We start from the raw sequence: 13,014 nt of genomic DNA, 5'->3' as shown, positions 1-13,014 counted from the left end.
TCCTTACTCGTCGCCAAATGCTTAGATCAAGCCTTTCTTCTGCTTGTAGTCGCGAACGGCCGCCTTGATGGCGTCTTCTGCGAGTACGGAGCAGTGGATTTTCACTGGCGGCAGGGCCAGTTCTTCGGCCAACTGGGTGTTGCTGATAGTCACAGCCTCATCCAGAGTCTTGCCTTTCATCCATTCGGTTGCCAGAGAACTGGAGGCGATGGCCGAACCGCAACCGTAAGTCTTGAACTTGGCGTCTTCGATGACGCCAGCTTCGTTGACTTTGATCTGCAGGCGCATCACATCGCCGCACGCCGGAGCGCCGACCATGCCGGTCCCGACATCAGGATCTTCCGCGTTCATCTTGCCGACGTTGCGCGGGTTTTCGTAGTGGTCAATGACCTTTTCGCTGTAAGCCATGGTACTGAATCCTCACTCATCAGGGCCGCTCTGGAACCCTGTAAAAACGCCTGCGTTTTCCGCCACGTTCCTACAGAGCTTGGGTGGCGGCTTCTATAGTTAGTGTGCCGCCCACTCGATCTTGGAAATATCGACACCGTCTTTGTACATGTCCCACAGCGGCGAAAGAACGCGCAGCTTGTTGACGGCTTCGCAGACTTTCTGCGCGGCGTAGTCGACTTGTTCTTCGGTGGTGAAGCGGCCGAACGTAAAGCGGATCGAACTGTGTGCCAGTTCGTCGTTGCGGCCCAGGGCGCGCAGTACGTACGAAGGCTCAAGAGAGGCCGAGGTGCAGGCCGAACCGGACGAAACCGCCAGGTCCTTGAGCGCCATGATCAGCGACTCGCCTTCGACGTAGTTAAAGCTCAAATTCAAGTTATGCGGTACGCGGGCGGTCATGCTGCCGTTTATGTACAGCTCTTCAAGGTTCTCGACCTGCTTGTAGAAGCGATCGCTCAGGGCCTTGATGCGCACGTTTTCGGCAGCCATGTCTTCCTTGGCTACACGGAAGGCTTCGCCCATGCCTACGATTTGGTGGGTCGCCAGGGTGCCAGAACGCATGCCGCGTTCGTGACCGCCGCCGTGCATGGTGGCCTCGATGCGCACGCGTGGCTTACGGCTCACGTACAGCGCGCCGATACCTTTAGGCCCGTAAGTCTTGTGGGCCGAGAACGACATCAGGTCAACTTTCAGCTTGGACAGGTCGATATCAACCTTGCCGGTGGACTGAGCAGCGTCGACGTGCAACAGAATGCCCTTGGAGCGAGTCAGCTCGCCGATGGCCGAGATGTCGTTGATGGTGCCGATTTCGTTGTTTACGTGGATCACGGAAACCAAGATTGTGTCTTCACGCAGCGCGGCTTCAATCATGGCCGGGGTGACGTTACCGTCGGTGGTCGGCTCAAGGTAGGTAACTTCGAAACCTTCACGCTCCAGTTGACGCATGGTGTCGAGGACAGCCTTGTGCTCAATCTTGGTGGTGATCAGGTGCTTGCCTTTGGTCGCGTAGAAATGCGCCGCGCCCTTGATTGCCAGGTTGTCGGACTCAGTGGCGCCGGAAGTCCAGACGATTTCGCGCGGGTCGGCATTAACAAGGTCGGCGACTTGGCGACGAGCATTCTCGACCGCTTCCTCGGCTTTCCAGCCGAATACATGGGAACGGGAGGCCGGGTTGCCGAAGTTTCCGTCGACCAGCAGGCACTCGCTCATCTTTTGCGCGACACGCGGATCAACCGGGGTGGTCGCTGAGTAATCAAGGTAAATCGGCAATTTCATGGACTTTCTCCTAAATCAGGCTGGCTGGCGTGCCGTTAGCTCTTCGGCTGTCACTCGACGGCGGACGCTTCAATCTTGTCCAGACGCGGCGCCTTAGTGTTGCAACGGCGCTGGTCCTGACGCTGGGCTACTTCTTGTACCTCACGGCGAGTCACAAGATCAGCCAAGCTGATACCACTCAAAAACTCATGGATCTGCAGACTCAAGTCACACCACAAATGGTGCGTCAGGCAGGTGTCGCCTGCATGGCAGTCACCCAGGCCCTGGCATTTGGTCGCGTCAACGGATTCGTTGACCGCATCGATCACCTGGGCCACCTGAATGCCCTGCATATCGCGGGACAACTGATAGCCGCCACCTGGCCCACGCACGCTGGAGACCAGATTGCTACGGCGCAATTTGGCGAACAGTTGCTCAAGATAGGACAGGGAAATGCCTTGGCGCTCGGAGATATCGGCCAGGGACACCGGCCCAGTTTGCGCGTGCAGAGCCAGGTCGAGCATGGCAGTCACCGCGTATCGGCCTTTTGTAGTCAGTCTCATGGACAATTACCAAGGTGTTTCAGAATGTGGGCAAGTATGCGATTCCCGAGTATTTAAGTCAACTATAAGACCTAGTACTTTAGTCAGGATTACCCGTAAAAAGGGCGCGCGAATCATAGCAGGATGGGGTGGGGACGAACAGCGGGAACAGGGCCTAGCGGCTACTCCGAGACCAATGGAGGTCAAGATGTGGGAGGCAGCTGCTCCCAATAGCAGCGGACCAGCCCACGTAGTGAACGACTGAGGAACCGCTATCGAGAGCAAGCCACCTCCCACAGGTGACTTTCAGTGCTTGGAAGACCTTAACCAGTCTTCGTCGCAGCTTCGTCCTTGATCTCGGCGAAGTCCTCTTCGCGCAGTTCAGGCAGTTCTTTCGCACAGTAACTGCTGCCCAGCTCCTTCAGCGCACCGCACATACCGTCCAGCTTCCCGTCCACCGCCTGCAAGTGGTCAAGCAACTGGCCGATGGCGCGCGCGACCGGATCAGGCATGTCTTCACTGACTCCATAGGCATCAAAGCCAATCTTCTCGGCCATTGCCTTGCGCTTTGCTTCCTGCTCATCGCCAACTTCCGGCTTGACGATGATTCGGCCCGGAATACCCACCACGGTTGCGCCAGGCGGTACAGCCTTGGTTACGACCGCATTGGAGCCGACCTTAGCGCCAGCACCTACAGTGAATGGCCCTAGCACCTTGGCGCCGGCCCCTACCACCACGCCATCGCCCAACGTTGGGTGGCGCTTGCCTTTGTTCCAGCTAGTGCCGCCCAACGTCACACCTTGATAGAGCGTGACATCATCGCCAATCTCAGCAGTTTCACCGATGACGATACCCATACCATGATCGATAAAAAAACGGCGCCCCACCTTGGCCCCCGGATGAATCTCGATACCCGTCAACCAGCGGCCGAAGTTCGACACCAGTCGCGCCAGCCACTTCCAGCCCATGCCCCACAAGGCGCCGGATAACCGATGAATCCAGATCGCGTGCATACCCGGATAGCAGGTCAGCACTTCAAAGGCGTTGCGGGCCGCCGGGTCACGGTGGAAAACACTCTGGATATCTTCTCGCAAACGCTCGAACATTTTTAATCCTTCCGCTTAAGAAGCTCGCCACGGGCCGCTTTTTGGGTTTCCGTGAGGATGCCACGCAATATATTCATTTCCGCCCGGCTTACCGAACTGCGCCCGTACAACCGACGCAGGCGCGCCATCAAGTGCCGCGGCTTGTCAGGGTCAAGGAATTCGATAGCCACCAGGGTTTGCTCCAGGTGCTCATAGAACCGCTCCAGCTCATCCATGGTGGCCAGCTCGCCACTTTTGGTCGACGCAACTTCTTCCTTTTCCATTTTGCTTGGCTGACCGGCAGCTGCCAGCCACGACATGCGCACTTCGTAAGTCAGCACCTGCACCGCAGCCCCGAGGTTCAGTGAACTGAATTCAGGGTCCGATGGAATGTGCACATGGTAGTGACATCGCTGCAGCTCCTCATTGGTGAGGCCGGAGTCTTCACGACCGAACACTAAGGCGATTTCAGCGCCACCAGCAGCCTCTTCCACCACTTTGCCGCCGCACTCACGGGGATCCAGCAAAGGCCAGGGGATACGACGATCACGGGCGCTGGTGCCGAGCACCAGATTGCAGCCGACCAAAGCATCCTCCAGGGTGGCGACGATCTGGGCTTTTTCAAGGATGTCATTGGCACCGGATGCACGGGCATCGGCCTCGTGATGCGGGAACACACGCGGTTCGACCAGCACCAGGCGCGTCAGCCCCATGTTTTTCATGGCACGCGCCACCCCACCGATATTGCCTGGATGACTGGTATTGACCAAGACGACACGAATGTTTTGCAGCAAGGGAGGCGCTCTCGGACACGGGAAAGGGGAGCAAATCTTACAGAACAGCCTAAGGTTATGCCATGAAAGCTAACGTCGTCCTTCACCTGAAGAAAGTTTCTGCTAGAATGCTCGGCTTTCTTTAACAACCTTAGGTGACACATCCATGCAGCCCATGCTGAATATCGCGCTGCGCGCCGCCCGCAGCGCCAGTGAATTGATTTTCCGCTCCATCGAGCGCCTGGATACCATCAAGGTCGACGAAAAAGACGCCAAGGATTATGTATCCGAGGTAGACCGCGCCGCCGAACAGAAAATCATCGACGCACTGCGCAAGGCTTACCCTACCCACGGCATCCTGGGTGAGGAAACCGGCCTGCATAAAGGTAGCGTCGAAGGCGAAGACTACCTGTGGATCATCGACCCACTGGATGGCACCACCAACTTCCTGCGCGGCATCCCCCACTTCGCAGTAAGTATCGCCTGCAAATACCGTGGCCGCCTGGAACATGCCGTCGTCCTCGACCCGGTTCGCCAGGAAGAATTCACCGCCAGCCGTGGCCGTGGCGCCCAGCTGAACGGTCGTCGCCTGCGAGTCAGCGGCCGTACCAGTCTCGACGGCGCCCTGCTGGGTACCGGCTTCCCATTCCGTGACGACCAGATGGACAACCTGGAAAACTACCTGGGCATGTTCCGCGCCCTGGTTGGCCAGACCGCAGGCATCCGTCGCGCTGGCGCAGCCAGCCTGGACCTGGCCTATGTTGCTGCCGGTCGTTTTGATGCGTTCTGGGAGTCAGGCCTGTCCGAGTGGGATATGGCTGCAGGCGCTCTGCTGATCCAGGAAGCCGGTGGCTTGGTGAGCGACTTCACCGGTGGTCACGACTTCCTGGAAAAAGGCCACGTCGTTGCTGGCAACACCAAATGCTTCAAGGCAGTGCTGACGGCTATACAGCCACACCTGCCAGCCTCGCTGAAGCGCTAAGCTAGCGAGCATAAAAAAAGCACCCTTCGGGGTGCTTTTTTATGCCTGCGATTTGGTGCGAACTTGAATACCAGCAACGCTACCAATCAATGTGAAAGGGATGTTGCCTCCGATGACAGCAGCTCAGTTACAGACTCATTAACCGATGCGCCCACATCAAGAGCAAGCACCCTCCCACACCTTCAACTATGACAAGCCTCAAATTATTGCTGGTTTTGACCCAACACTAAACGACCTTCTTTATCGACCGGAATCTGGCCACCCGGATCACGATCCATCCGCACCGAGCCTTCCTTGCCATCCAAGGTGTAACGCACGTCATAGCCGACTACCTTGTCGCTGATGTCGTTGACGGTGTTACAACGCGTTTGTGTGGTGGTGTAGGTATCGCGATTCTGCATACCCTCTTGAACCTTGTTACCGGCATAACCACCACCGACCGCACCGGCTACCGTCGCTAGCTTCTTACCGTTACCGCCACCGATCTGATTACCCAGCAAACCACCCGCCAGGGCACCTACAACGGTACCTGCGATTTGATGCTGGTCCTGCACCGGTCGCTGCCGAGTAACTGCGACGTCCTTACAGACTTCGCGAGGGGTCTTGATCTGGGTTTTTACCGGCTGCACCGCCAGCACTTGCGCATACTCAGGGCCGCTTTTTACCAGGCTGTAGGTGGCGACAGCACCCCCGGCAGTTACACCGACAGCACCCAATACCGCACCAACCAGTAACGACTTGTTCACGTTGAACCTCCTGACCATCACAAACGGACCGAAAGATCCGCGCTATACCCAGCCTTGGAGCAAAAAAAAAGGCACGAGTTCAATACTCGTGCCTTTCTTGTAACAGCAGATCAACAAGCGCTCATTAAGGGCGGTCGTCGACCTCCTTGCCAGTCGCGGCTGGAGGGATCAAGTCTTCGCTGTTGAGGTTCAACCAGATCAGCACCACGTTGGCGATGTAGATCGACGAGTAAGTACCCGCCAGAACGCCGATAAACAGCGCCAGGGAGAAGCCCCACAAGTTGTCACCGCCGAAGATCATCAGCGCAGCAATCGCCAGCAAAGTGGAGATTGATGTCGCCATGGTACGCAGCAGGGTCTGAGTGGTGGAGATGTTGATGTTCTCGATCAGCGTCGCCTTGCGCAATACGCGGAAGTTCTCACGAACCCGGTCGAATACCACGATTGTGTCGTTGAGCGAGTAACCAATAATCGCCAGCACAGCCGCCAGTACGGTCAGATCGAAGGTTATCTGGAAGTACGCCAGAATACCTACGGTCACGATCACGTCGTGGATCAGCGACACAATCGCGCCGACACCGAACTTCCACTGAAAGCGGAAAGCCAGGTAAATCATGATGCCGACGAGTGCCATCAGCATGCCAAGGCCGCCTTGGTCGCGCAGCTCTTCACCTACTTGCGGGCCGACAAACTCGACGCGCTTGACCGACGCGGGATTGTCGCCGCCAACCTTTTGCAAGGCTTCGGCTACTTGGTGACCCAGTTGCGGATCTTCGCCTGGCATGCGCACCAGCAGGTCGGTGGTCGCACCAAAGCTCTGCACCACGGCCTCGTGATAACCGGCCTTTACCAGCTCGTTGCGCACTAAGGTAACGTCGGCCGGCTTCTCGTAGGTCAGCTCAATGAGCGTACCCCCGGTGAAATCCAAACCGTAGTTCAGGCCCTTATGGAACCAGCTGAACAACGCCAGAACGGTAAGGAGCACAGTGACGCCGAACGCAATGTTGCGAACGCCCATGAAGTTGATTGTACGTAACATGGCAGCCCCTTAAATCCACAACTTCTTGAAGTCACGCCCGCCAAAGATCAGGTTGACCATTGCGCGGGTCACCATGATGGCCGTGAACATCGAGGTAAAGATACCGAGGGACATGGTCACCGCAAAACCTTTGACAGGGCCGGTGCCCATGGCAAAGAGAATCCCGCCAACCAGCAATGTGGTCAGGTTGGAGTCGAGAATCGCGGTAAATGCCCGGCCGAAGCCTTCGTTGATTGCGCGCTGCACAGTCATGCCTGCGGCGATCTCTTCACGTATCCGCGAGAAGATCAGCACGTTGGCATCTACCGCCATACCCATGGTGAGTACGATACCGGCGATACCCGGCAAGGTCAGCGTAGCGCCCAGCAGCGACATCAAAGCCAGCAGCATCACCATGTTGCCCGCCAGGGCTACGGTAGCGATGATGCCGAAGAAGCGGTAGATGGCGATGATGAACAGCGACACGAACAACATGCCCCACAGTGCAGCGTCCACGCCTTTGGTGATGTTGTCCGCACCCAGGCTTGGGCCGATGGTGCGCTCTTCAGCGAAGTACATCGGCGCCGCCAGGCCACCAGCACGCAGCAGCAGTGCCAGCTCCGAGGATTCACCCTGGCCGTTCAGGCCAGTGATACGGAACTGAGCACCCAGCGGCGACTGGATGGTCGCCAGGCTGATGATCTTCTTCTCTTCCTTGAAGGTCTGCACCGGCACGTCTTTCTCGACGCCGTTGACGATCTGCTTGGTGTAGGTAGTAACAGGACGCTGCTCGATGAAGATCACCGCCATGCTGCGACCGACGTTGCTGCGCGTGGCGCGGCTCATCAGTTCGCCGCCGTGACCATCCAGGCGAATGTTAACTTCAGGTGTGCCGTGCTCGCCGAACCCGGCCTTGGCGTCGGTTACCTGATCACCCGTGATGATCAAACCACGCTCGATTTGCGCCGGCGGACGATTGCCTTCACGGAATTCGAACTCCTCGGAAGTCGCGCGGGAAGCGCCTGGCTCAGCTGCGAGACGGAATTCCAGGTTGGCAGTTTTACCCAGGATACGCTTGGCTTCAGCGGTGTCCTGCACGCCTGGCAGCTCAACCACAATGCGGTTGGCGCCCTGGCGCTGAACGATCGGCTCGGCCACGCCCAGCTCGTTGACGCGGTTACGTACCGTGGTCAAGTTCTGCTTGATGGAATACTCGCGGATTTCGGCGATCTTGGCCGGGCTCATTGCAAGACGCAGCACGGCCTGACCGTTCAGGTCAGCCGGTACGATGTCAAAATCGTTGAAGTTCTTGCGGATCAGCGCACGGGCCTGTTCGCGGGAAGCTTCGTCTGAGAAGCCCAACTGGATGGCGCCGTTGAGCTGCGGCAGGCTGCGATAACGCAACTTTTCTTTGCGCAGCAGGCTCTTCACATCGCCTTCATAGACTTTCAGGCGTGCGTCGAGGGCTTTGTCCATGTCGACTTCCAGCAGGAAGTGCACACCGCCGGACAAGTCCAGACCCAACTTCATCGGGTGCGCGCCAATGCTGCGCAGCCATTGCGGCGTGGTCTGTGCCAGGTTCAGCGCAACGACGTAGTCGTCACCCATGGCCTTGCGCACGACGTCTTTGGCCGGCAATTGGTCTTCTTGCTTGGTCAGGCGCAACAAGCCGCCCTTCGCACCAGCCGCCAATGTTGCCGCTTTAACTTGGATACCCGCGTCGTTCAGAGCCTTGCTCGCGCGTTCCAGGTCAGCCTGATTGACCTGCAACGAAGTGCTGGCGCCAGTGATCTGGATCGCCGGATCATCAGGATAGAGATTGGGAGCGGAATAAATAAAACCGATCGCCAGCACCGCCAGGATCAGTACGTATTTCCACAGAGGGTATTTGTTCAGCATCACGCCGCCCGCTTATAACGCGGGGCGCCTTGCGCGCCCCGTCGATTGGTAAAGGTTGTTACTTAGATCGCTTTGAGCGTGCCTTTTGGCAGCGTGGCGGCGATGGCGCCCTTCTGGAACTTCATTTCTACAGTGTCGGAGACTTCCAGAACCACGAAAGCGTCGGAAACCTTGGTGATCTTGCCGGCGATACCGCCAGTAGTCACAACTTCGTCACCTTTCTGCAGGCTGCCCAGCAGGTTTTTCTGCTCTTTGGCACGCTTGGCCTGTGGACGCCAGATCATGAGGTAGAAGATGACCAGGAAGCCGACCAGGAAAATCCACTCGAAACCACCGCCCATAGGGCCGGCAGCAGCAGGCGCAGCGGCGTCAGCCATGGCGTTAGAGATAAAAAAGCTCATTTAGCACTCCAGTTGCAAATAGTGAATCTTAGGGTCGGAAAACTCAGTCCAAGGGCGGCACAGGGAGCCCGCGCTTGGCATAGAAGGCATCGACGAAGGCGGCCAATGTACCCTGTTGAATAGCCTCGCGCAAACCAGCCATCAGGACTTGGTAGTGACGCAAATTGTGGATGGTATTCAACATGCTACCCAGCATTTCCCCGCATTTGTCCAGATGGTGCAGATAAGCACGGGAGAAGTTCTGGCAGGTGTAGCAATCACAGGTGGGATCCAGCGGCGAATCATCATGGCGATGGAACGCGTTACGGATCTTCAGCACGCCTGTATCGATAAACAGATGCCCATTGCGGGCATTACGGGTTGGCATCACGCAATCGAACATGTCCACACCGCGGCGCACACCCTCTACGAGATCTTCCGGTTTGCCAACGCCCATAAGGTAACGAGGTTTGTCAGCGGGCATCAGGCCTGGCAAATAGTCCAGCACCTTGATCATCTCGTGTTTGGGTTCGCCTACCGACAAACCGCCGATGGCCAGGCCATCGAACCCGATTTTGTCGAGGCCTTCAAGCGAGCGTTTACGCAAGCTTTCATGCATACCGCCCTGGACGATACCGAACAGCGCAGCGGTGTTATCACCGTGGGCGTTCTTCGACCGCTGAGCCCAACGTAGCGACAACTCCATGGAGATTCTCGCGACATCTTCATCGGCCGGGTAAGGCGTGCACTCGTCGAAAATCATCACGATGTCCGAACCCAGGTCACGCTGTACCTGCATCGACTCTTCCGGCCCCATGAATACTTTAGAACCATCCACCGGCGAGGCGAACGTTACGCCCTCTTCCTTGATCTTGCGCATGGCGCCCAGGCTGAACACCTGAAAACCACCGGAGTCGGTGAGAATTGGGCCTTGCCACTTCATGAAATCGTGCAGGTCGCCGTGCTTCTTGATCACTTCCGTGCCCGGACGCAGCCACAGGTGGAAGGTGTTACCAAGAATGATCTCGGCACCGGTGGCGACGATGTCACGGGGCAGCATGCCCTTTACGGTGCCGTAGGTGCCAACCGGCATGAACGCCGGCGTCTCTACCGTACCGCGAGGGAAAGTAAGGCGACCGCGACGGGCTTTGCCGTCGGTGGCCAATAATTCAAACGACATACGACTCATAAGGTTTCCTCTGGGCCGCGTGGCGCCGGGTTACGGGTGATAAACATCGCATCACCGTAGCTGAAAAAACGGTACCCATTATTGATGGCCGCTTGATAAGCCGCCATGGTTTCCGGGTAACCGGCAAATGCCGACACCAGCATCAAGAGCGTGGATTCCGGCAGATGGAAATTGGTGACCAGGCAATCGACGACGTGGAACGGCCGGCCTGGGAAGATAAATATATCGGTGTCGCCACTGAACGGTTTGAGCACACCATCACGCGCCGCGCTCTCCAAGGAGCGCACGCTGGTGGTACCCACTGCGACTACACGCCCGCCACGAGCCTTGCACGCAGATACCGCATCGACAACTTCCTGGCTGACTTCCAGCCACTCGCTGTGCATATGGTGGTCTTCGATGTTATCCACACGCACCGGCTGAAAGGTGCCGGCCCCCACGTGCAGGGTCACATAGGCCGTCTCGACGCCCTTGGCCGCAATCGCATCCAGCAGCGGCTGGTCGAAATGCAGTCCGGCCGTTGGCGCGGCAACCGCGCCTAGGCGCTGGGAGTACACCGTCTGATAGCGCTCGCGGTCCGAGTCTTCATCAGGGCGGTCGATATAGGGAGGCAGCGGCATATGGCCGACGCGCTCCAGCAGAGGCAGAACCTCTTCGGCGAACTTGAGCTCGAACAATGCATCATGGCGCGCCACCATCTCGGCTTCGCCGCCGCCTTCGATCAGAATGCTCGAACCCGGCTTCGGTGATTTGCTGGAGCGCACATGGGCTAGCACGCGATAGCTGTCCAGCACGCGCTCCACCAGAATTTCCAGCTTGCCGCCGGAGGCTTTTTGGCCAAACAACCGCGCAGGAATTACGCGGGTGTTGTTGAATACCATTAAGTCGCCTGGGTTTAAATGCTCAAGCAAATCAGTGAATTGACGGTGTGCGAGGGCACCGCTGACCCCTTCCAGGGTAAGCAGTCGGCTGGCGCGACGCTCGGCCAAAGGGTGGCGTGCGATCAGCGAATCAGGGAGTTCAAAAGTAAAGTCAGAAACGCGCATGATGGGGTTCGTCTAGCAGGGCCGGGAAGTTTAGCGGAAATAGTGAAAATAGACCATGAAACGTGATTGACCAACGGTAATCTCATCTCTATACTTCGCCGCCATTGAGCCCTGATGGCGGAATTGGTAGACGCGGCGGATTCAAAATCCGTTTTCGAAAGGAGTGGGAGTTCGAGTCTCCCTCGGGGCACCATCTTAAAAAAGACCTTGAATTTCAAGGTCTTTTTTTTCGTCTGTGGAAAAGTGAAGTCACGTCGCCAGAGGCCGGCAAAGGTGCCCAGAAGGCGAGAACAGACAAAACCAGCCCACAACCTTAAAGATCGTTGAGCGCGCTCACGCCCCGCCCCAGAAGCCTTGTGATGACATCGAAAGCCCACTCTCGCTCACCTCCCATCACGCATAAGCCAACGCGCGAATCTCGAATTACGATATCGGCCTTATCGATTGGACGAATTTGGGCTACGCCGAGGCGTCGGCAACACCCAGGCCCAACCATTGAGAGATTTCTAGCTTAGGTAGAAGGCAATATCCGTTAGGAATCCTGGCAAATGTTCCGCATCAGACAGTGCGCGTATCGGTAAGCGTCTGCCGAACTCAACTTGCATAAGCTTGAGATTCATTATGGAGGGCTTCGCAGAGAGCTGTAGGCAGGTTTCGAGTGCAATCAACTGTTGGTTGAGGCTCGTCTTAGCACACTCGGCCTGCCGCCCTACCCAAAGGAGATGAGATGAAGGACCAATCCGCCCCTATCCTGATTGTTATCCTTGACGTTCAAGATGCGATTGATCGTCCGAACTGGGACGGCAAAAATAATCCTAACTATTTGCCGGTCATCCCGCGCCTTCTCAATCAGTGTGAATCGCCCCGGATTCTCTAGACACCTTGCAAGCTCATTGCGTAACGCTTTTCAAACTCTACCGATGGCAGCTGATTGTTGAAACCATGGCGGCGTTTTACGTTGTTTCATACGTACGAATGTAGGTGATGTCAGTGACCCAAACGCTGTTGGATTCCACGACATCGAACTGGTGCTTCAACAAACTGGGTGGTGCGACCGCTGGCTTCCCCCCCACACTTTCCGGGGCGGCGTCGATAACCTGTCTGAGAACGCATACCTTAAAGACGCATCAGCCTCGCCACACGATGACTACCACAATCCTCACAGACCTCGCGCAGATCGTCATGGATTTTTCGATAGCCGTAAACGCCGCCGCTCTCCAGCCAGGAATGCTTGATCAAACCCAGCAGTCGCTGGTCGTCTTTGGCGCGTATAGATTGCGGCTCAGACCGCCACGCTGGAATAACCACCGGGATACACTATCAGCGTCAGGCAAAGCCGTCGAATCGAGTAGTCGCCCGTGCGCTGCTTGATAAAGGCGCACTTTTTGGCGAAGTATCCAAACACCTCAGACTTGGGTACCAATATAGCGCCCGATTGAAGTGTTCAAAATCATTAGGCCAGTTCAGGCCCGCCGTCCCTGAGGATATTCGAGAGCTCGCCCTGACCCGCCCTCGCACTTTCCGATCGCCCAAAACAAAACCCCATCTGCTTTCGCAAATGGGGTTTCGGAATTTAATCTTGACGATGACCTACTCTCACATGGGGAAACCCCACACTACCATCGGCGATGCATCGTTTCACTACTGAGTTCG

Annotated in this window: 13 protein-coding genes, 1 tRNA gene, 1 rRNA gene and 1 pseudogene; 3 read left to right on the top strand and 13 right to left on the bottom strand. The window is 57.0% G+C overall.

What is annotated here, in order from left to right; all coding sequences use genetic code 11:
* Nucleotides 1–21 precede the first annotated feature (21 nt).
* The 5 genes from iscU to trmJ all read right to left on the bottom strand — a co-directional run bounded on the left by iscU (nucleotide 22) and on the right by trmJ (nucleotide 4,122).
* A complete protein-coding gene (gene iscU, locus G9Q84_RS06440; protein WP_003209682.1) occupies nucleotides 22–408 on the bottom strand; it encodes a Fe-S cluster assembly scaffold IscU in 387 nt (128 codons plus the stop codon).
* Nucleotides 409–507: 99 nt separating this feature from the next.
* Entirely contained in the window at nucleotides 508–1,722 is a 1,215-nt protein-coding gene (locus tag G9Q84_RS06435; RefSeq protein ID WP_181643051.1) for an IscS subfamily cysteine desulfurase, read from the bottom strand.
* Nucleotides 1,723–1,772: 50 nt separating this feature from the next.
* Nucleotides 1,773–2,264, bottom strand: a complete 492-nt coding sequence (iscR, locus tag G9Q84_RS06430; protein WP_003194020.1) for a Fe-S cluster assembly transcriptional regulator IscR — start codon at nucleotides 2,262–2,264, stop codon at nucleotides 1,773–1,775.
* Nucleotides 2,265–2,566: 302 nt separating this feature from the next.
* Nucleotides 2,567–3,349 (bottom strand): serine O-acetyltransferase, encoded by a 783-nt coding sequence (gene cysE / locus G9Q84_RS06425; RefSeq protein ID WP_032890682.1) that lies wholly within the window; start codon nucleotides 3,347–3,349, stop codon nucleotides 2,567–2,569.
* A 2-nt stretch (nucleotides 3,350–3,351) separates the two neighbouring features.
* Nucleotides 3,352–4,122 carry a tRNA (cytosine(32)/uridine(32)-2'-O)-methyltransferase TrmJ gene (gene trmJ / locus G9Q84_RS06420; protein ID WP_095185821.1) on the bottom strand — a complete coding sequence of 257 codons (771 nt, stop codon included), beginning with the start codon at nucleotides 4,120–4,122 and terminating at the stop codon, nucleotides 3,352–3,354.
* Nucleotides 4,123–4,267: 145 nt separating this feature from the next.
* Between trmJ and suhB the strand changes: the two genes are divergently transcribed.
* Entirely contained in the window at nucleotides 4,268–5,083 is an 816-nt protein-coding gene (suhB, locus tag G9Q84_RS06415) for a type III secretion system regulator SuhB (protein WP_181643050.1), read from the top strand.
* Between the two features lie 203 nt (nucleotides 5,084–5,286).
* On the opposite strand, the gene G9Q84_RS06410 is transcribed toward suhB, so the two are convergent.
* The 6 genes from G9Q84_RS06410 to queA all read right to left on the bottom strand — a co-directional run bounded on the left by G9Q84_RS06410 (nucleotide 5,287) and on the right by queA (nucleotide 11,361).
* On the bottom strand, nucleotides 5,287–5,829 hold the full coding sequence (locus tag G9Q84_RS06410) for a glycine zipper 2TM domain-containing protein (RefSeq protein ID WP_032890678.1): 543 nt from the start codon (nucleotides 5,827–5,829) through the stop codon (nucleotides 5,287–5,289).
* Between the two features lie 124 nt (nucleotides 5,830–5,953).
* On the bottom strand, nucleotides 5,954–6,868 hold the full coding sequence (gene secF, locus G9Q84_RS06405; RefSeq protein WP_032890676.1) for a protein translocase subunit SecF: 915 nt from the start codon (nucleotides 6,866–6,868) through the stop codon (nucleotides 5,954–5,956).
* Nucleotides 6,869–6,877: 9 nt separating this feature from the next.
* Entirely contained in the window at nucleotides 6,878–8,746 is a 1,869-nt protein-coding gene (gene secD, locus G9Q84_RS06400) for a protein translocase subunit SecD (protein ID WP_032890673.1), read from the bottom strand.
* A gap of 62 nt (nucleotides 8,747–8,808) precedes the next feature.
* Entirely contained in the window at nucleotides 8,809–9,147 is a 339-nt protein-coding gene (yajC, locus tag G9Q84_RS06395; protein ID WP_003175975.1) for a preprotein translocase subunit YajC, read from the bottom strand.
* A gap of 43 nt (nucleotides 9,148–9,190) precedes the next feature.
* Complete coding sequence (gene tgt / locus G9Q84_RS06390) at nucleotides 9,191–10,306, bottom strand: tRNA guanosine(34) transglycosylase Tgt (RefSeq protein ID WP_003175976.1); 1,116 nt, start codon at nucleotides 10,304–10,306, stop codon at nucleotides 9,191–9,193.
* A 5-nt stretch (nucleotides 10,307–10,311) separates the two neighbouring features.
* Nucleotides 10,312–11,361, bottom strand: a complete 1,050-nt coding sequence (gene queA, locus G9Q84_RS06385; RefSeq protein WP_099602713.1) for a tRNA preQ1(34) S-adenosylmethionine ribosyltransferase-isomerase QueA — start codon at nucleotides 11,359–11,361, stop codon at nucleotides 10,312–10,314.
* A gap of 108 nt (nucleotides 11,362–11,469) precedes the next feature.
* Between queA and G9Q84_RS06380 the strand changes: the two genes are divergently transcribed.
* Nucleotides 11,470–11,554 (top strand) — tRNA-Leu (locus G9Q84_RS06380).
* Between the two features lie 534 nt (nucleotides 11,555–12,088).
* Complete coding sequence (locus G9Q84_RS06375) at nucleotides 12,089–12,238, top strand: hypothetical protein (protein WP_241149728.1); 150 nt, start codon at nucleotides 12,089–12,091, stop codon at nucleotides 12,236–12,238.
* 85 nt (nucleotides 12,239–12,323) lie between these two features.
* Here G9Q84_RS06375 and G9Q84_RS06370 read toward each other — a convergent pair.
* Together G9Q84_RS06370 and rrf are read right to left on the bottom strand one after the other, a co-directional pair.
* A pseudogene (locus tag G9Q84_RS06370) lies at nucleotides 12,324–12,745 on the bottom strand (IS3 family transposase); the annotation flags it as partial.
* A gap of 193 nt (nucleotides 12,746–12,938) precedes the next feature.
* Nucleotides 12,939–13,014: ribosomal RNA gene (gene rrf / locus G9Q84_RS29980) — 5S ribosomal RNA — on the bottom strand; the annotation flags it as partial.

Origin of the sequence: Pseudomonas sivasensis, from assembly GCF_013778505.1 — a bacterium.
Taxonomy (GTDB): Bacteria; Pseudomonadota; Gammaproteobacteria; order Pseudomonadales; family Pseudomonadaceae; genus Aquipseudomonas; species Aquipseudomonas sivasensis.
The sequence above is the reverse complement of the archived record's forward strand: the minus strand, read 5'-3'. Positions and strand labels throughout refer to the sequence as shown.

Excerpts from the sequence above, each read along its gene's own strand:
- queA (WP_099602713.1), bottom strand. The coding sequence starts at position 11,361 with ATGCGCGTTTCTGACTTTACTTTTGAACTCCCTGATTCGCTGATCGCA.
- iscU (WP_003209682.1), bottom strand. The coding sequence starts at position 408 with ATGGCTTACAGCGAAAAGGTCATTGACCACTACGAAAACCCGCGCAAC.
- G9Q84_RS06375 (WP_241149728.1), top strand. The coding sequence starts at position 12,089 with ATGAAGGACCAATCCGCCCCTATCCTGATTGTTATCCTTGACGTTCAA.
- suhB (WP_181643050.1), top strand. The coding sequence starts at position 4,268 with ATGCAGCCCATGCTGAATATCGCGCTGCGCGCCGCCCGCAGCGCCAGT.
- secD (WP_032890673.1), bottom strand. The coding sequence starts at position 8,746 with ATGCTGAACAAATACCCTCTGTGGAAATACGTACTGATCCTGGCGGTG.
- tgt (WP_003175976.1), bottom strand. The coding sequence starts at position 10,306 with ATGTCGTTTGAATTATTGGCCACCGACGGCAAAGCCCGTCGCGGTCGC.
- yajC (WP_003175975.1), bottom strand. The coding sequence starts at position 9,147 with ATGAGCTTTTTTATCTCTAACGCCATGGCTGACGCCGCTGCGCCTGCT.
- G9Q84_RS06435 (WP_181643051.1), bottom strand. The coding sequence starts at position 1,722 with ATGAAATTGCCGATTTACCTTGATTACTCAGCGACCACCCCGGTTGAT.
- secF (WP_032890676.1), bottom strand. The coding sequence starts at position 6,868 with ATGTTACGTACAATCAACTTCATGGGCGTTCGCAACATTGCGTTCGGC.
- iscR (WP_003194020.1), bottom strand. The coding sequence starts at position 2,264 with ATGAGACTGACTACAAAAGGCCGATACGCGGTGACTGCCATGCTCGAC.
- cysE (WP_032890682.1), bottom strand. The coding sequence starts at position 3,349 with ATGTTCGAGCGTTTGCGAGAAGATATCCAGAGTGTTTTCCACCGTGAC.